The 17755-nt window shown below is 73.8% G+C and carries 15 protein-coding genes; 8 read left to right on the top strand and 7 right to left on the bottom strand.

Annotated features, from left to right (window positions below; all coding sequences use genetic code 11):
• Positions 1-17: 17 nt before the first annotated feature.
• The 5 genes from FZC61_RS20920 to serS are packed head-to-tail and all read right to left on the bottom strand — an operon-like array spanning position 18 to position 4203.
• Positions 18-746, bottom strand: a complete 729-nt coding sequence (locus FZC61_RS20920) for a hypothetical protein (RefSeq protein WP_148616119.1) — start codon at positions 744-746, stop codon at positions 18-20.
• Positions 747-754: 8 nt separating this feature from the next.
• The gene (locus FZC61_RS20915; protein ID WP_148616118.1) at positions 755-1543 is read right to left on the bottom strand and encodes a Cof-type HAD-IIB family hydrolase; all 789 of its coding nucleotides are present in this window, start codon (positions 1541-1543) and stop codon (positions 755-757) included.
• Between the two features lie 7 nt (positions 1544-1550).
• Positions 1551-2075: a GNAT family N-acetyltransferase gene (locus FZC61_RS20910; RefSeq protein WP_246142833.1), complete on the bottom strand. Its 525-nt coding sequence runs from the start codon at positions 2073-2075 to the stop codon at positions 1551-1553.
• Positions 2072-2941: an HAD family hydrolase gene (locus FZC61_RS20905; RefSeq protein ID WP_148616117.1), complete on the bottom strand. Its 870-nt coding sequence runs from the start codon at positions 2939-2941 to the stop codon at positions 2072-2074. The genes FZC61_RS20910 and FZC61_RS20905 overlap by 4 nt, the downstream gene beginning before the upstream one ends.
• Positions 2938-4203: a serine--tRNA ligase gene (gene serS, locus FZC61_RS20900; RefSeq protein WP_148616116.1), complete on the bottom strand. Its 1266-nt coding sequence runs from the start codon at positions 4201-4203 to the stop codon at positions 2938-2940. The genes FZC61_RS20905 and serS overlap by 4 nt, the downstream gene beginning before the upstream one ends.
• A gap of 124 nt (positions 4204-4327) precedes the next feature.
• On the opposite strand from serS, the gene FZC61_RS20895 reads away from it, so the two are divergent.
• Genes FZC61_RS20895 through FZC61_RS20885 form a run of 3 tightly spaced genes read left to right on the top strand, consistent with a single transcriptional unit; the run spans position 4328 to position 7332 of the window.
• Positions 4328-5995 (top strand): bifunctional phosphatase PAP2/diacylglycerol kinase family protein, encoded by a 1668-nt coding sequence (locus tag FZC61_RS20895; RefSeq protein WP_148616115.1) that lies wholly within the window; start codon positions 4328-4330, stop codon positions 5993-5995.
• A gap of 31 nt (positions 5996-6026) precedes the next feature.
• Positions 6027-6425: a nuclear transport factor 2 family protein gene (locus tag FZC61_RS20890; protein ID WP_148616114.1), complete on the top strand. Its 399-nt coding sequence runs from the start codon at positions 6027-6029 to the stop codon at positions 6423-6425.
• Between the two features lie 4 nt (positions 6426-6429).
• Positions 6430-7332 carry an alpha/beta fold hydrolase gene (locus FZC61_RS20885; RefSeq protein WP_211357373.1) on the top strand — a complete coding sequence of 301 codons (903 nt, stop codon included), beginning with the start codon at positions 6430-6432 and terminating at the stop codon, positions 7330-7332.
• A 44-nt stretch (positions 7333-7376) separates the two neighbouring features.
• Here the strand turns inward: FZC61_RS20885 and FZC61_RS20880 are convergent, their stop codons facing one another.
• Positions 7377-8129, bottom strand: a complete 753-nt coding sequence (locus FZC61_RS20880; RefSeq protein ID WP_148616113.1) for a DUF4118 domain-containing protein — start codon at positions 8127-8129, stop codon at positions 7377-7379.
• Positions 8130-8426: 297 nt separating this feature from the next.
• On the opposite strand from FZC61_RS20880, the gene kdpA reads away from it, so the two are divergent.
• From kdpA to FZC61_RS20855, 5 genes are read left to right on the top strand one after another with little or no spacing between them, the layout of a single operon-like run.
• Entirely contained in the window at positions 8427-10100 is a 1674-nt protein-coding gene (gene kdpA, locus FZC61_RS20875) for a potassium-transporting ATPase subunit KdpA (RefSeq protein ID WP_148616112.1), read from the top strand.
• Entirely contained in the window at positions 10097-12091 is a 1995-nt protein-coding gene (gene kdpB, locus FZC61_RS20870) for a potassium-transporting ATPase subunit KdpB (RefSeq protein ID WP_148616111.1), read from the top strand. Before kdpA ends, kdpB begins: the two co-directional genes overlap by 4 nt.
• A 13-nt stretch (positions 12092-12104) precedes the next feature.
• Positions 12105-12722 carry a potassium-transporting ATPase subunit KdpC gene (gene kdpC / locus FZC61_RS20865; RefSeq protein ID WP_148616110.1) on the top strand — a complete coding sequence of 206 codons (618 nt, stop codon included), beginning with the start codon at positions 12105-12107 and terminating at the stop codon, positions 12720-12722.
• A gap of 15 nt (positions 12723-12737) precedes the next feature.
• The gene (locus FZC61_RS20860) at positions 12738-15284 is read left to right on the top strand and encodes a DUF4118 domain-containing protein (protein WP_148616109.1); all 2547 of its coding nucleotides are present in this window, start codon (positions 12738-12740) and stop codon (positions 15282-15284) included.
• The gene (locus FZC61_RS20855) at positions 15281-15973 is read left to right on the top strand and encodes a response regulator (RefSeq protein ID WP_148616108.1); all 693 of its coding nucleotides are present in this window, start codon (positions 15281-15283) and stop codon (positions 15971-15973) included. The genes FZC61_RS20860 and FZC61_RS20855 overlap by 4 nt, the downstream gene beginning before the upstream one ends.
• A gap of 9 nt (positions 15974-15982) precedes the next feature.
• Here the strand turns inward: FZC61_RS20855 and FZC61_RS20850 are convergent, their stop codons facing one another.
• Positions 15983-17716 (bottom strand): MFS transporter, encoded by a 1734-nt coding sequence (locus FZC61_RS20850; RefSeq protein ID WP_211357372.1) that lies wholly within the window; start codon positions 17714-17716, stop codon positions 15983-15985.
• Between the last annotated feature and the right edge of the window lie 39 nt (positions 17717-17755).

The raw sequence follows: 17755 nt of genomic DNA, 5'->3' as shown, positions 1-17755 counted from the left end.
TCTGCGAGGTCGAGCGGTCAGGCCCGGCGGCCGATCCGGCGTACGACGAGCAGGCCGAGCACGCCGACGATGACCAGCGCCAGGCCGGGCGCGGCGGCCCGGTCCAGCGACTGGTCGTCGTCGAGGGCGACGCAGGAGTCGGGGTCGTCGAGGTCGACGGCGTCGCCGGTGTCGGGGCACTGGTAGCCGACGTCCTCGAGCGGCGCGACGGGCTCGACGTCGCGCCCCGGAGGCCGGCCCTCCCCGTACTGGCGGGTGAGGTCGGCGAGCACCGCGTCGTCGACGAGGGTGACGGTGCGGCAGCCGACGACGTACTCGCCGCCGTCGACGGTCGCGTCGAAGAGCCGCAGCCGCTTGTCGACGGTCGCCGCCGGCGGGGTGGTCGTGGGCGAGGCGGGCTGGGTCGGTGAGGGCGACCGGGTGGGGCCCTGGGTGCCGGCGGTCAGCGACGGGCAGCTCTCGAGCGCGGCGCGCGAGCGCACGGTGACGCGCTCGGTGGTCACCGAGCCGGGGCCGTAGACCGCGGTCACCGCGACCTGGTAGCGGCGCACGGTGGCGGCGCCCTGCACCGTGACCTGGGGGCGGCGCACGATCGTGCCGGTGAAGACGACCCGGTCGCCGTCGGCGCGGGCGGCCACCGCCCGCTGCTCGGGGGTGGCCGCGCCGGCCGGCGTCCAGCCGAGGAGCAGCCCGACGGCCAGGGCGCCGACGAGGGCGCCCCACAGGGCACGGGGGGCGGGGGTCACGGGTCCCATCACAACAGATCCGGGCCGATGCGGACCAGTCGGGCCAGCGTCTGCGCGACGCCGTCGACCTCGTGGGACGGCGCGACGTGGTCGGCGGCGGCCAGGACCGTGGGGTGGGCGTTGGCGACGGCGTAGGAGGTGCCGGCCCACGCCAGCATGGGCAGGTCGTTGGGCATGTCGCCGAACGCGAGGGCGTCCACGGCGTCGACCCCGAGGTCGGCGGCGACCTCGCCGAGGGCCGCGGCCTTGGTGACGCCGGCCGCGCTGATCTCGACCAGGCCGGGCATCGACCAGGTCACCGTGACGGCGTCGCCGACAGCCGCGAGCACCCGCTCGGGCAGGTCGGCGACGGCCTCGTCGTGGCGCACGAGCAGCTTGGTGACGCTGTCGCTCCACTGCTCCTCCAGCGGCCCCACCCGCGTGGTGAGGTCGTCCTTGAAGCGCGCGGTCTCGATCGCGATGCCCGCGAGGTCCTCGACGGCGAAGAGCGCGCCGGGCACGGCCGCGCGGATCGCCGCGACCACGTCGAGCCCGACGTCGCGCGTGACGGCGTGCAGGCGGCGTACGTCGCCCGCGGCGACGTCGTAGACGACGGCACCGTTGCCGGCGACGGCCAGGCCGTGGGCGCCGACCATCTCCCACAGGTGGGTCATCCAGCGCAGGGGTCGTCCGGTGACGAAGACGACCGGCACCCCGGCCTCCTCGACGGCGGCCAGCACGCGGCGGGTGGCGCCCGAGACGGTGCCGTCGGCGCGCAGCAGGGTGCCGTCGAGGTCGGTCGCGACCAGGCGGGTCATCGGCGGGTCACCGGTCGGCCGCCGGGAGCGGGCGGGCCATCACGAGCAGGCCCTCGTCGTCGCTGCCGCGCAGGTCGGTGAAGCCGGCCTTGGCCAGCACCCGGACGCTGGCGCGGTTGGTGGGCTCGGTGCGTGCCCGCACGCGGACGCCGACCCGGTCGGTCTCGGCGAGCACGCAGCGCAGCGCCTCGGTCGCGAGACCGCGCCCGCGCACCGCCTCGACGAGCCCGTAGCCGACCTCGACCTCGTGGCCCTGACCCGCCTCGTCGTCGCCGGCCTCGGGCGGGCCGAAGAAGCCGATCGAGCCCACGGCGAGCGTGTCGAGCACGATGTGGCGCGGTCCCCACGTGGTCGGCTCGCGGAGCATCGAGGCCCCGTCGACGTCGTCTCGGCGCGGGTAGTCGGGGTGCCAGCGGTCCTGGCGGCGTCCGGCCTGCATGTCGGCGACGTCCTGGGGGGTCACCAGGATCAGACGCAGCCGCTCGCTGGCCAGCCGCTCGGGCAGCACGGGCTCGATCACGGGCTCGGTCACGGGAACCAGCGGCTGAGCTCGACCGCCGCCCCGTCGTCGTAGACGCTCTCGGTGACGGCGTCGGCGACCGCGCGGACCGGCTCGATCGCCTGGCCCATCGCGACCCCGCGACCGGCCCACTGCAGCATCTCGATGTCGTTGCGGCCGTCACCGATGGCCAGGACGTCGGCCGCGGTCAGGCCGAGCTCGGTGCAGACGTAGTCGAGGCCGGAGGCCTTGGAGACCCCGACCGGGGTGAGGTCGAGCCAGGCGGTCCACCCCACGACGTAGTCGGTGCCGTGCAGCCCGAGCGTGGAGGCGAGGGCGACGAAGTCGTCGGCGGTGGCCTCGGGGTCGCGGATGATGACACGACTGACGGGCCCGCGGACCAGGTCGTCGACCTCGGTGGGGATCATCTCCCCGCTCAGCTCGCCGTCGGGGAACGGCGTGGTCACGCGGTAGCCGCGGCCGCGCTCCTCGATCGCGACGCGGGCGGTCGGCCGCTGCTCGAGGATCGCGCGTACGGCGGGGCCGGCGTCGAAGGTCTCCTCGAGGACGACGTCGATCTCGCCGCCGGGGTGGTAGCGCAGCACGACCGCGCCGTTGCTGGCCACGATCCACAGGCGGTCGGCGTCACCGGACTCGTCGAGGCCCCGCAGGTGGAGCAGGTCGGCGATCCCGGTCATGCCGTGCGGCGAGCGCCCGCTGGCCAGGACGACGTGGGCGCCGGCGTCGAGCGCCCGCTGCACGGCGTCGTGGACCGCCGGGGAGATCTCCTCGTGGGTCGTGCCTCCGCCCCCGACCCACTTGAGCAGGGTTCCGTCGATGTCGAGCGCCACCAGGCGCGGGGTCCAGCCCGGCTCCCCCGGGGCCGCGGCGCCGCTCACGACAGCGGCTTCAGGACCTCGAGGCCGCCCAGGTAGGGCTGCAGCGCCTGGGGCACCCGCACCGAGCCGTCGGCCTGCTGGTGGGTCTCGAGCAGCGCGATGATCGGCCGGTTGGTGGAGCAGAGCGTGCCGTTGAGGGTGGCCACCGGCACCGTGTCGCCCTCGACGCGGGTGCGGGTGTCGAGGCGGCGGCTCTGGAAGTCGGTGCAGTTCGACGTCGACGTCAGCTCGCGGAAGCGGCCCTGCGAGGCGATCCAGGCCTCGCAGTCGAACTTGCGCTGAGCGGAGAGCCCGAGGTCGCCGGCCGCCACGTCGATGACGCGGTAGTGGAGCTCGAGCTTGTCCATGAACTCCTTCTCCCAGGCCAGCAGCCGCTGGTGCTCGGCGTAGGACTCCTCGAGCGTGGTGTAGACGAACATCTCGACCTTGTCGAACCAGTGCACCCGGAAGATGCCGCGGGTGTCCTTGCCGTGCGAGCCGGCCTCCTTGCGGAAGCACGGGCTGTAGGCCGCGTAGCGCAGCGGCAGGGCCGCGGCGTCGAGGATCTCGTCGGAGTGGAAGGCCGCCATCGGCACCTCGGAGGTGCCGACGAGGTAGAGGTCCTGGCCCTCGATGCGGTAGACGTCGTCGGCGGCCTGGCCGAGGAACCCGGTGCCCTCCATGGCGCGCGGCTTGACCAGCGACGGCGGCACGACCTCGATGAACCCGTTGTCGGCCGCCAGGTCCATGGCCATGTTGACCAGCGCGCGGTGCAGCCGCGCACCGATGCCGGTGAAGAAGTAGAACCGCGAGCCCGACACCTTGGCCCCGCGCTCGAGGTCGATGGCGCCGAGCATCTGCCCGAGCTCGACGTGGTCGCGCGGCTCGAAGTCGAACTCGGGGCGCGTGCCGATGGTCTCGAGCACGACGTAGTCGTCCTCGCCGCCGGCGGGGGCCTCGTCGGCCGCCGGGTTGGGGATCGCACGGATCGCCGCGTCCCACGCCGCCTCGGCCGCGACCCGGGCGGCCTCGGCGTCCTTGACCTCGCCGGACAGGGTCTTGGTCTGCGCCAGCAGCGCCTGCTTCTCGTCGCCGGTCGCCTTCGGGATCAGGGCGCCGAGCTGTTTCTGCGCGGCCCGCTTCTCCTCGTACGCCGCGATCGCCTGCCGGCGGGCGGTGTCGGCGGCGAGGGCGAGGTCGACCACCTCGTCGGACAGGCCGCGCTTGGCCTGGGCGGCACGCACGCGCTCGGGGTCGTCACGCAGGAGACGGGGGTCGATCATGTGATGCAGGCTATCCGGGCGACGGGGGGCGGCTCACGTCAGTTGCGGTTCGCCATACTTGACCGTCCCCTCCTCCTCCCGGCCGGTCAGGCCGCGGCGGGTCCACGAGACCGAAGGAACCGCGTTGCTCGACCGTCCCCGCACCGCCCGGCTGGGCTGGGCGCTCGTCTGCCTGCTGGGCTTCGGCCTGCTCGCGGTCTCGGTCCAGCAGGGCTGGGGCTGGCTCGTCGACCTCGACGACCGCGGCCGGTCGGCCCGCACCTGGGCCATCGACGACCGCGGGCTGCGCGGGTTCCTGCTGGTCGTCGAGGACGGCTTCGCGACCGTCGGGATGACGATCTACACCTGCGTGCTCGCGGCCGCGCTGTGGCTGAAGAACCACCGTCGGGCGGCGGTCTACGTCGTCGGGGTCATGCTCGTCACCTCGCTGCTCACCACCGCCACCAAGCTGCTCCTGGCCCGGTCGCGACCCGAGTGGCAGGACCTCCAGGAGCTGCTCGACTCCAAGTCGTTCCCGTCCGGCCACGCCTCGTCGACCGCGGCTTTCGCCGGCGTCGTCATCGTGCTCGCGACGATGCTCGTGCGTCGGGGCACCATCCGGCGGCTGCTGTCGGGGGCCGCGGTGCTGCTCGCGGTCGTGGTCGCGCTCGACCGGGTGCTGCTCGGGCGCCACTACCCCTCCGACGTGCTCGCCGGTGCCCTGCTCGGCACCGCGGTGGTGCTGGTCGGGCTCGCCGTCTACAGCCCGCTGCCGCGCAGCCACGCCCTCGGCAGCGAGCCGCTGCCCCAGGCGCTGCCCTCGGCCAAGCGGCTGGCGGTGGTGCTCAACCCGATCAAGGTCGAGGACGTCGACGTCTTCAAGACCATCGTGACCGCGATGGCGCGCGAGGCCGGCTGGCAGGACCCCACCTGGCACCTGACCACCCCCGAGGACTCCGGCACCGGCCAGGCCGAGGAGGCCTCGGTCGCCGGCGCCGACCTGGTCATCGTCTGCGGCGGCGACGGCACCGTGCGCGAGGTCTGCGCCGAGCTCGCCGGCACCGGCATCCCGGTCGGGATCATCCCCGCCGGCACCGGCAACCTGCTGGCGCGCAACCTCGACATCCCGCTCTACATCCGCGCCGCGATCGACATCGCGCTCACCGGGCAGGACCGCGCGATCGACATGGTCGCCGTACGCGGGGACCGGCTGGGCGACGAGCACGCCGCCGACGTGGAGGTCGACGGCGCGAGGGTGGACGGCGAGGGGACACCTGACGGCGACACCGACGCGGCGCCCGAGCAGTTCGAGAGCCACTTCATGGTGATGGCCGGCATGGGCTTCGACGCCGCGATCATGGAGGGCGTCAACGAGGACATCAAGAAGAAGGTCGGCTGGCTCGCCTACGTGTGGTCGGCGCTGAAGTCGCTGATGTTCCCGGTGACCAGGGTCGAGATCTCGATCGACGGCGCCGACTACACCAAGCACCGCGCGCGCACCGTGCTCGTCGGCAACGTCGGTTACCTCCAGGCCGGGATGCCGCTGCTGCCCGACGCCTCGATCGACGACGGCCTGCTCGACGTGGTGGTGCTCTACCCGCGCCGCTTCCTGTCGTGGATCCCCCTGGCCCTGCGGGTGCTGGCCAAGGGGTCGCGCACCGACGACACCATCAACCGGATGACCGGCCGCACCGTCTCGATCCGCGCCGCGGTCGACGTGCCGCGCCAGCTCGACGGCGACTCCATCGGGCCCGGCCGCGAGCTGCACATGGAGTGCGTCCACGGGCGCCTGCTGGTGCGTGTCCCGCGCTGAGCGGGTTGACCGGGAGCGGTTGACTGACCCCATGACCACCCCCGCTCCCGTGCTCGCCTGGCACGACATCGCCCGGACCCGTGACCCCGCGGGCCTCGACGCGCTGCTCGCCGACGACTGCGTCTTCCGCTCGCCGGCCGTGCACACGCCCCAGGAGGGCAAGGCGGTGACGACCGCCTACCTGCGCGCGGCGATGGTCGTGCTCGGGCCGACGCTGCGCTACGTCGACGAGTGGTACGCCGGGGGTGACGACGGTGGCTCCGCGGTGCTCGAGTTCGAGTGCGAGGTGGCCGGCAAGGTGGTGCACGGCGTCGACATGATGCGCTGGGGCAGCGACGGTCGGCTGACCTCGTTCACGGTGATGGTGCGCCCGATGAAGGGGCTCGAGGCGGTCGTCGCCGCCATGGGCGCCGAGCTGATGAAGGGCTGAGCCGGTGACGGTCGCGGTGCCGGGGTTCGAGGGCTTCGACGAGGTCGACGTCGAGGTCGACGGCGTCCGGATCCACGCGCGGACCGCCGGCGAGGGGCCGCCGGTGCTGCTGCTGCACGGCTACCCGCAGACCTCGGCCATGTGGCACCTGGTCGCGCCCGGCCTCGCCGAGACCCACACCGTCGTGGCCGCCGACCTGCGCGGCTACGGCCGCTCCGACCGGCCGGCCTCGACACCCGACCACGCGTCGTACGGCAAGCGGGCGATGGCGGCCGACCAGGCCGGCCTGATGCGCGCCCTGGGCCACGAGCGGTACGCCGTGGTCGGGCACGACCGCGGCGCCCGGGTGACCCACCGACTGCTGCTCGACCACCCCGAGGCGGTCACGCGCGCGGCCGTGATCGACATCGCGCCCACGCGCCACGTGCTCGGGCACGTCGACCTGCTGCTGGCCCGGGTCTACGACCACTGGTTCTTCCTCGCCCAGGAGACCGACCTGCCCGAGGTGCTGATCGGCGGCGCGGCCGAGCACTGGCTGCGCACCAAGCTCGACCAGTGGTCGGGCCCCGGCGCGGTCTTCGACGAGGCCGCCGTGCGCGAGTACGTCGCCTGCTTCGACACCGACGGCATCCGCGGCTCCACCGAGGACTACCGGGCCGGCGCCACGATCGACCTCGTCGACGACGAGGCCGACTTCGCCGCCGGACGACGGATCGGCTGCCCGCTGCTGGTGCTGTGGGGCGACGCCGGGTTCGTGGGCCTGGCCTACGAACCGCTCGCGGTCTGGCAGGAGTACGCCGAACGCCCCGAGCTCGTGACCGGGCGGCCGGTCCCCGGCGGGCACTTCCTCCCCGAGGAGGCGCCGGCCGAGACCCTGGACGCCCTGCGCGACTTCCTGGGGTCCTAGCCGACCCTGGAGCGCGAAGTCACGTGGTTGCTGACGCGGTCCGCTCAAGCCGGTGGCGCGGAGGGGCGCACGAGCGCCGAGCCCACCTGCTCGGCGAGGGTCACCGCGACCAGGCGCTGCTCCAGCGACGGCCACCGCCGGCGGCTCGCGCTCGTGAGCACGAAGGTGCCCACGACGGCGCCGGCGGACGGCACGGCCAGCTCCACGACGTCCCACGTGGGCAGACCGGCGCGGTCGACGTCGATCTCGCGGCCGTCGTGGGTCACGGTGCCGTCGGTGTGCAGGCACGGGTGCCCGGCGGGTGCCCCGGACCGGTAGGTGCAGGAGTCGAGACCCAGGACGTCGGTGATCTGGCGGCCGACGAAGTCGACCAGCCCGGCGGGCGGGACGTCGCCGTCGGCGGCCATGGCCGCTGCGGAGACCAGTCCGTCGAGGTAGCCGGCGCGACCGGAGGCCCGCGCCCGCTGCCGGATCCCCCACAGGGCGATCTCGGTGACGGCGACGCCGACGAGCGTCAGCAGCACCGCGGTCTCGACGTCGTCGCGGTCGCGGATCGTCAGGGTCAGGTAGGGCTGGGTGAGGAAGAAGTCGAACCAGACGGCGCTCGACAGGGCCGCGACGAGGCCGGCTGCCCGGCGTCCGGCCGCCGCGACGCCGACGACGAGCAGCACGAGCAGCAGCACGGCGTTGGTGTCGCTGACCGAGTCCCGGGCCGGGTAGAGCAGGGCACACAGGAGCAACGGCCCACCGAGGGCCAGTCCCATCAGGACCGGGAACCCGGTCGGCGGCGGTCTCATGCCTCCATCAGGCTCCCGGCGCGCGGGTCCGGTCAAGGGTCTTGATGCCATCTTGACGGGGACTGTCGACGGCGCGGCGACGGCGCGGCGACGGCGCGCCGACAGCGCGCCGACAGCCCGGAAGGATTGCGTCAGGGCCGGCGCCCGCACCGTCAAGGGACCGTCAAGACGGCACGGCAGCACGGCGTGACGGCGGTGCGATGGAGCCGTGACCGACGTCCTCTACCTGCTGATCACCGTCGTGGCCTTCGTGCTGCTGGCGCTGCTGGTCGGCCTCCTCGACCGTGCCGGTGATCGATGAGCGAGCTCGCGCCCGCGCTGGGCCAGATCGCCGCGCTCGTCGTCCTGCTCGCCCTGACGGTGCCGTCGCTCGGCCGGTGGCTGGCCCACCTCTACACCTCCGAGCGGCACCTCGGCGTCGAGCGGGCGACCTACCGGGTGCTGCGCGTCGACCCCGACGCCGACCAGCACTGGCGGGCCTACGCCCTGGCGGTGCTGGGGTTCTCGCTCGTCGGGGTCGTCGTGCTCTACGCGTTCGGACGGCTCCAGCAGCACCTGCCGCTCTCGCTCGGGTTCGGCGCCCTGCCGGCCGACGGCGCGTGGAACACGGCGGTCAGCTTCGTGACCAGCACCAACTGGCAGTGGTACTCCGGGGAGGCCACGCTCGGTCACCTGATGCAGGCCAGCGGCCTGACGGTGCAGAACTTCCTGTCCGCCGGCGTCGGCATGGCCGTCGCGGCGGCGTTCGCCCGGGGCCTCGCGCGGCGCGGCGACGAGACCGGCGACGGCCGGGTCGGCAACTTCTGGGCCGACCTCGTGCGCACCGTCGTGCGGGTGCTGCTGCCGATCGCCCTGCTCGCGGCCCTGGTGCTCGTCGTCATGGGTGTCGTGCAGAACCTCTCCGACTCCCACCTGGTCACCACCCTCACCGGCGGCCACCAGGCGATCACCGGCGGCCCCGTGGCCAGCCAGGAGGCGATCAAGGAGCTCGGCACCAACGGCGGCGGCTTCTACAACGCCAACTCCGCCCACCCGTTCGAGAACCCCACGCCCCTGTCCGACCTGCTCGAGGTCTACCTCCTCCTGCTCGTGCCGTTCGCCATGGCGTGGGCCTTCGGGCTCATCGTCGGCGACCGCCGCCAGGGACTCGCGATCCTCGCGGTGATGGGCGTGCTGCTCGCGGTCTCGGTCGCGCTGCTCACCTGGGCCGAGATGGCCGGGCCCGGCACCGCCCCGCAGCTGGCCGGCGGCGCGATGGAGGGCAAGGAGCAACGCTTCGGCACCGCGGCCTCGGCGCTGTTCGCCGCCGCGACCACCGGCACGTCGACCGGGGCGGTCAACGCGATGCACGACTCCCTGACCGCACCCGGCGGCGGCGTCGCGATGGTCAACATGATGCTCGGCGAGATCGCGCCCGGCGGGGTCGGCTCTGGTCTGTACGGGATGCTCGTCCTGGCCGTGGTCACGGTGTTCCTCAGCGGCCTGATGGTCGGGCGCACCCCGGAGTACCTCGGCAAGAAGATCGGCCAGCAGGAGATGGTCCTGGTCGCGGTCTACGTGCTGACGACCCCGGTGCTCGTGCTGGTGGCCAGCGCGGTGGCGCTCACCGCTCCCGACGGGCTCGCCGGACTGCAGGAGAGCGGCCCGCACGGCCTCTCCGAGGCGGTGTACGCCGTCACCTCGGCGTCCAACAACAACGGCAGCGCGTTCGGCGGGCTCACCTCGGGCACCCCGTTCTGGAACACGCTGCTGGGTCTGTGCATGCTGCTGGGCCGGTTCGTCCCGATCGTGCTGGTGCTCGCCCTCGCCGGACGCTTCGCTCGCCAGCAACCCGTCCCCGCGGGCGCGGGCACGCTGCCCACCCACCGTCTGTTGTTCGTCGTCCTCCTCACCGGCGTCGCCCTGGTCGTGGTCGGTCTGACCTACGTGCCGGTGCTCGCCCTCGGCCCGATCGTGGAGTCCCTGTCATGACCACCAGCAGCACCAGCCGTCCGGCCGTCCTCACCCCCGCCCAGCTGGCCGAGGCCCTGCCCGGCGCCCTGCGCAAGCTCGACCCGCGCGAGCTGCTCGCCACCCCGGTGATGCTCGTCGTCGAGCTCGGCGCGGCCGCCACGACCGTGCTGTCGCTGGTCGACCCCAGCGTCTTCGGCTGGCTGGTGACGGTCTGGCTGTGGCTCACCGTCGTCTTCGGCACCCTCGCCGAGGCGGTCGCCGAGGGCCGCGGCAAGGCCCAGGCCGCCAGCCTGCGCGAGCTGCAGACCGAGACCCCCGCGCACCGGCGCACGCCGTCGGGCGGGCTGGAGCAGGTGCCCTCGACGGCGCTGCGGGCCGGCGACCTGGTCGAGGTCGCGGCCGGCGAGCGGATCCCCGGCGACGGCGACGTCGTCGAGGGGGTCGCCTCGGTCGACGAGTCGGCCGTGACCGGCGAGTCGGCACCGGTGATCCGCGAGTCGGGGGGCGACCGCAGCGCCGTCACCGGCGGCACGATCGTGCTGTCGGACCGGATCGTCGTGCGCATCACCTCCGAGCCCGGCCACTCGTTCGTCGACCGGATGATCGCCCTGGTCGAGGGCTCCGAGCGGCAGCGCACTCCCAACGAGCTGGCGCTCGGGGTGCTGCTGACCTCGCTGACGGCGATCTTCGTCGTCGTGTGCGGCACCCTCTACTTCATCGCCGACCACAGCGACGCGCACCAGGACGTGATCGTCCTGGTGGCGCTGCTGGTGTGCCTGATCCCGACCACGATCGGAGCACTGCTCTCGGCCATCGGCATCGCCGGCATGGACCGGCTCGTGCGCCGCAACGTGCTGGCCATGTCGGGCCGCGCCGTCGAGGCCGCCGGCGACGTCGACGTGCTGCTGCTCGACAAGACCGGCACCATCACCTACGGCAACCGGCAGGCCAGCGAGCTGGTCCCCGCCCCGGGCGTCACCGACGACGAGCTGGCCGAGGCCGCCCTGCTGTCGTCGCTGGCCGACGAGACGCCCGAGGGGCGCAGCATCGTGGCCCTCGTCGGCCGCGACGTCCCGCGACCGGCGGGGGCGACGTACGTCGAGTTCTCGGCGACGACCCGGATGAGCGGCATCGACGTCGACGGGCGCGAGATCCGCAAGGGAGCCGCGTCGGCCGTCACCGCGTGGGCCGGCGGGACGAGCGCCGCGGTCGACGAGATCGTCGAGCGGGTCAGCGCGAGCGGCGGCACGCCCCTGGTCGTGGCCGAGTCGGGGCGGCTGCTGGGCGTCATCCACCTCAAGGACGTCGTCAAGACCGGCATCAAGGAGCGCTTCGAGGAACTGCGCTCGATGGGCATCCGCACCGTCATGATCACCGGTGACAATGCGACCACCGCCGCGGCCATCGCGCGGGAGGCCGGGGTCGACGACGTGCTGGCCGAGGCCACCCCTGAGGACAAGCTCGCGCTGATCCGCCAGGAGCAGCAGGGCGGCCGGATGGTCGCGATGTGCGGCGACGGCACCAACGACGCGCCCGCGCTGGCGCAGGCCGACGTCGGGGTCGCGATGAACACCGGCACGACCGCGGCCAAGGAGGCCGGCAACATGGTCGACCTCGACTCCGACCCCACCAAGCTCATCGACGTCGTCGAGATCGGCAAGCAGCTGCTCATCACCCGTGGTGCGCTGACGACGTTCTCGGTGGCCAACGACGTGGCGAAGTACTTCGCGATCCTGCCGGCGATGTTCGTCACCGCCTTCCCGGACCTGAGGGTCCTCAACGTCATGCGGCTCGACCCCGACTCGGCGATCCTCTCCGCGGTCGTGTTCAACGCCCTGGTGATCGTCGCCCTCATCCCGCTGGCGCTGCGCGGGGTGGCCTACCGGCCCGCGTCGGCCAGCGCCCTGCTGCAGCGCAACCTGCTGGTCTACGGCGTCGGCGGGCTGGTCGCGCCGTTCGTCGGCATCAAGCTGCTCGACCTCGTCATCTCGCTCGTCCCCGGTCTGTGAGGCAAGGACACCCATGAAGGACCTCTACGCGCTCTTCCGCTTCAGCCTCGCCGGGCTGCGGGTGATGGTCGCCGCCACCGTCGTGCTCGGCGTGCTCTACCCGCTGCTGGTGACCGGCTTCGCCCAGGCCGTCGCGCCGTGGCGGGCCGGCGGCTCGCTGGTCACCGCCACCGGGGCACACACCACCGACCCCGACCAGGCCGTGGGCTCGGCCCTGCTGGGCCAGCTGGTCGACGACCCGGCGCTCTTCCGGCCCCGGCCCTCGGCGGCCGGTGACGGCTACGACCCGCTGGCCTCCGGCGGCTCCAACCTCGGCCCCGAGAGCCCCGAGCTGGTCGCGGCGATCGAGCAGCGTCGGGTCGAGGTCGCCCGGCGGGAGGGCGTGCCGGCCGGCCAGGTGCCCCCGGACGCCGTCACCGCGTCGGCCTCGGGCCTCGACCCCGACATCTCGCCGGCCTACGCCGCCCTGCAGGTGCCGCGGGTCGCCCGCGCCAACGGTCTCGCCGAGGACGTCGTACGCCGGCTGGTCGCCGACGCCACCAGCGGCCGGACCCTCGGTGTGCTGGGCGAGCCGCGCGTCAACGTGCTGCTGCTCAACATCGCGGTGCGGCAGGCCGCCGACGGTGGTTGAGGGAGGATCTACGACGTGACTGACGTGAGGCGGGGCCGGTTGACGGTCTACCTCGGCGCGGCACCGGGGGTCGGCAAGACCTACGCGATGCTCGGCGAGGCCCGGCGGCGCGCCGAGCGCGGGACCGACGTCGTGGTCGGCTACGTCGAGACCCACGACCGTCGCTTCACCGCCGAGATGGTCGAGGGGCTCGAGGTCGTGCCGCGCCGGGAGGTCGCGCACCGCGGCTCGGTCTTCACCGAGATGGACACCGACGCGATCCTGGCGCGCCACCCGGCCGTCGTGCTGGTCGACGAGCTGGCCCACACCAACGTGCCGGGCAGCCGCCACGAGAAGCGGGCCGCCGACGTCGCCGAGCTGCTCGCCGCCGGCATCGACGTCATCACCACCGTCAACATCCAGCACCTGGAGTCGCTCAACGACGAGGTCGAGCGGATCACCGGGGTGCGCCAGCGCGAGACCGTGCCCGACGAGGTCGTCCGCACCGCCGAGCAGATCCAGCTGGTCGACATGTCGCCCGAGGCGCTGCGGCGCCGGATGGCTCACGGCAACATCTACCGGCCCGACCGGATCGACGCCTCGCTCACGTCGTACTTCCGGGTCGGCAACCTCACCGCCCTGCGCGAGCTGGCCCTGCTGTGGCTGGCCGACCGGGTCGACGACGCGCTCGGCGACTACCGCCGCGCCCACGACATCGCCCACCCGTGGCCGACCAAGGAGCGCATCGTCGTCGCCGTCACCGGCGGGGCCGAGAGCGAGACCCTGCTGCGCCGCGGCGCGCGGCTGGCCCAGCGGGCCGCCGGCTCCGAGCTGCTCGCCGTGCACGTCATCGCCTCCGACGGCCTGCTGACGGCCGGCAACCCCGACGAGGACCGGATCGCCCGCGCCCAGCAGCTCGTCGCGTCCCTGGGCGGCACGTTCCACTCGGTCGCCGGCGAGGACGTCGCCGCCGCGGTCGTCGACTTCGCCACGGCCGCCAACGCCACGATGGTCGTCGTCGGGGTCTCGCGCCACGGCCGGCTCCGCAAGCTCTTCGCCGGCACGACGGGCGACCGCATCGCCTCGCTCGCCGGTGCGGTCGACGTCCACCTGGTCACCCACGACCAGGCGTCGGGCAGCACCCGCCGGCCGTCGCTGCTCTCGCCGCTGAGCAGGAGCCGTCAGGTCGCGGGCTGGGTGGCGGCGGTGGTGATGCCGGTCGTGCTCACCTGGTCGCTGCAGGTCTTCCAGGACACCGACCAGCTGCCGCTCGCCGAGATGTTGCTGCTGGCCGGTGCGGTCGTCGTCGCGCTCGTCGGCGGGCTGCTGCCCGCGCTGGCGGCCGCCGTCGTCAGCTTCTTCACCCTCAACTACTTCTTCACCCCGCCGACCGGACGGCTCACGGTCGCCGAGCCGGCCAACCTGCTGTCGCTGTTCGTCTACGTCGCCGTGGCGGCCGGGGTCGCGACGGTGGTCGACCGCGCGTCGCGCCGCGCCGGTGACGCCGTGCGAGCGCGCACCGAGGCCGCGACCATGAGCTCGCTGTCGCGCTCGGTGCTGACCGGCCAGGACACCGCCGAGGCGATCGTCGAGCGCGTGCGCGAGGTCTTCGGCCAGCAGTCGGTCTCGCTGCTGACCCGGCGCGGGCCCGCTGCGGGCTGGGAGGTCGTCGCGCACGCCGGGCCCCGGCATGCCTGCTCCCCCGAGGAGGGCGACACCCGGGTCAAGGTCGACGACACCCACGTCATCTGCCTGCGCGGAGAGACGCTGCGGGCCACCGACCAGAAGGTGCTGGAGGCGTTCGCGGTGCAGACCAGCCTGGTGCTCGAGTACCGACGGCTGCGCGAGCGCGAGCAGCGGGCCGCCGCCCTCGAGAGCGCCGAGGCGACCAGCACGGCACTGCTGCGCGCGGTCTCGCACGACCTGCGCACGCCGCTGGCCACGATGCGCGCCTCGGTCGACGGCCTGGTCAGCGGCGAGGTGGACGCCGCCGACCGGGTCACCCTCGTCGAGGCGCTCGACTCCTCCACCGACCAGCTCGAGGGCCTCATCGACAACCTGCTCGACCTGTCGCGCCTGCAGAGCGGGCTGGTGCGGCCCGAGCTGCGCGAGCGCAGCCTCGACGAGGTCCTGCCGCTCGCGCTCGCCGGCCAGCCGCCGGGCAGCGTCGTCCTCGACGTCGACGAGCCCGCCCCGGTCGTGCTCACCGACGCGGGCCTGCTCGAGCGGGTCGTGGCCAACCTGGTCTCCAACGCCGTGCGCGTCTCGACGGCGACCGACGGCCCGCCGGTGCGGGTGCTGGCGCACGTGCTGCCCGAGCGGGTCGAGGTCATGGTCGTCGATCGCGGCCCCGGCGTACCGGCGCCGCAGCGCGAGCGGATGTTCGAGCCGTTCCAGCGGCTCTCCGACACCACACCGGGCGGCCTCGGGCTCGGGCTCGCCGTCGCCCAGGGCCTCACCGAGGCGCTCGGCGGCGAGCTCTCGGCCGAGGACACCCCCGGCGGCGGCCTCACGATGGTGCTGTCGCTGCCCCGGGCCACCGAGACCGCCGGAGCTGTCGAGACGGGGGAGGGCGGCGCATGACCAGCACCGCCGCCCACAAGGTGCTGGTCGTCGACGACGAGCCGGCCCTGGCCCGCGCCCTGGCGATCAACCTGCGCGCCCACGGCTGGGAGGTCGTCACCGCCGCCGACGGCCGCTCGGCCCTCGAGGCGGCCGCGACCACCCACCCCGACGTCGTCGTGCTCGACCTCGGCCTGCCCGACATGGACGGCGCGGAGGTGATCGCCGGGCTGCGCGGCTGGACCACCGTGCCGATCGTCGTGCTCTCCGCGCGCCAGCACGGCGAGGACAAGGTCGAGGCCCTCGACCTCGGCGCCGACGACTACGTCACCAAGCCGTTCGCGATGAACGAGCTGATGGCCCGCCTGCGCGCCGCCGTACGCCGCTCCCAGGACGCCGTGCCCACCGAGAGCGTCGTGACCGTCGGCGACCTCACCATCGACCTGGCGCGCAAGCGGGTCGCGCGCCGCGGCGACGACGTACGCCTGACACCCACGGAGTGGTCGTTCCTCGAGCTGCTCGCCCGCAACCTCGGCCGGCTGGTCCCGCGCGAGCAGGTGCTGCGCGAGGTGTGGGGCCCGGCGTACGAGCACGAGACGCACTACCTGCGCGTCTACGCCGCCCAGCTGCGCCGCAAGCTCGAGGACGACCCGTCGTCCCCGAGGCACCTGATCACCACCGCGGGGCTGGGCTACACGCTCGAGCCCTGAGCCTACGAGCTACGCCGACGAGGCTCCCGTCGCCCCGGCGTCGGCGGACGCGGCGTGCGCGCCGCCGGTGGGGGCACGCTCGCCGAGCGGGGCCTCGGCGGCCTCGGGGTCGACGTGGCGGGGCGGGGCGTCGGCGTCGGCGTCCGCGGTGCGGTAGCGGCCGGCGGAGTCGAAGTCACGCTGCCGGATCAGGACCACGCCGAGCACCGCGCAGACCAGGCACAGGACCGCGCCGATGAGCAGGACGGTGTTGAGCGCGTCGACGTACGCCGCCGTGCCGACCTGGGTGACCGCCTCACTCGCGGCCCGTCCGGCCTGGGCGCCGCCGGCCTGCGTGGCCTGGTCGGAGGCCACGGCGGCCGCAGCCCGGACCTGGCCGCTGCTCAGGGCCTCGGCGAGCGGGCCCACGGCCTGCGGGGGCACCACGCCGGACAGGCCGCGCTCGACGTCGGCGGTGACCTGCTGGGCCAGGATCGAGCCGAGCGCGGCGATGCCGGTGGCGATGCCGACCTGGCGGAAGGTCGAGTTGGCGCCCGAGGCCATGCCCGACCGGGCCGGCGGGACGACGCCGACCGCGGTCGAGGCCAGGGGTGGGTTGATCATGCCGACGCCGAAGCCGGCCACGAGCAGGCCGGGCACCAGGTGGTGCCACTGCGACTGGTCGGTCGAGTGCTCCACGCCGAGCATCAGCAGCAGGCCCACGCCGGCCACGACGAACCCCGGGGCGATGAGCCACTTGACCGGCACCAGCTCGGTGAGCCGGCCCGCGACGATGGCCGCCACGAACGACGTACCGGACAGGCACAGGAAGACCAGGCCGGCGCCGATGGCGTCGAAGCCGAGGACGCCCTGCAGGTAGAGCACGAGGAACGTGAACAGCGCGAAGACGCCGGCGGAGATGCCGAACGCCGCGACGAGGCCACCGGTGAAGGTCGGCTTGCGCAGCAGGGCCAGGTCGAACATCGGGTCGTCGCGACGCAGCTGGCTGACCACGAAGAGCGCCAGCAGCACGGCGGCGGCGACCAGGCAGACGACCACCTTGGTCTCGCCCCACGAGTGCTGCCCGGCCTCGATCAGGCCGTAGACCAACGACCCGAGCGCGGCGCTGAAGGTGACGAACCCGACCCAGTCGGGACGCCCGGCGCGTGGGTCGTGCGACTCCTGCACCCTGAACACAGTCACGAGCAGCGCGACCGCGCAGATCGGGATGTTGACGAAGAAGATCCACCGCCACGACAGGCCGGTGGTGAGCAGGCCGCCGAGCACCGGCCCGACGGCCACCGAGACCCCGGTCGTCGCGCCGAACACCGCGAAGGCGGTGCCGCGGTCCTTGCCGGTGAACGCCGAGGCGAGCAGGGCCAGTGCGGTCGCGAACATCGCGGCGCCGCCGATGCCCTGGGCCCCTCGGGCCACCGACAGGAACAGCACGTCGGGCGCCGCGCCGCACAGCACCGACCCGGTCGTGAAGAGCACCAGGCCGATCACGAAGACGCGCTTGCGGCCGAACAGGTCGGCCAGCGACCCCGCCGTCAGCAGCAGGGCGGCCAGGCTCAGGGCGTAGGCGTCGATCACCCACTGGACGTCGGGCAGCGAGGCGTCGAGGTCGGCCTGGATGTCGAAGAGGGCGACGTTGACGATGGTGACGTCGAGCAGCAGCATGAACACGCCGGTGCAGACGGCGACGAGGGTCCACCACTTGGGGTCGCGGACCCGGGGCTGGGCGTCGACGAGGTCCTGGGTCATGGGGCCATCCTGGACGCCGCCACCGGGGGCCGTCTCACC

This window comes from Nocardioides rubriscoriae (assembly GCF_008087085.1).
Taxonomy (GTDB): domain Bacteria; phylum Actinomycetota; class Actinomycetes; order Propionibacteriales; family Nocardioidaceae; genus Nocardioides; species Nocardioides rubriscoriae.
The sequence above is the reverse complement of the archived record's forward strand: the minus strand, read 5'-3'. Positions and strand labels throughout refer to the sequence as shown.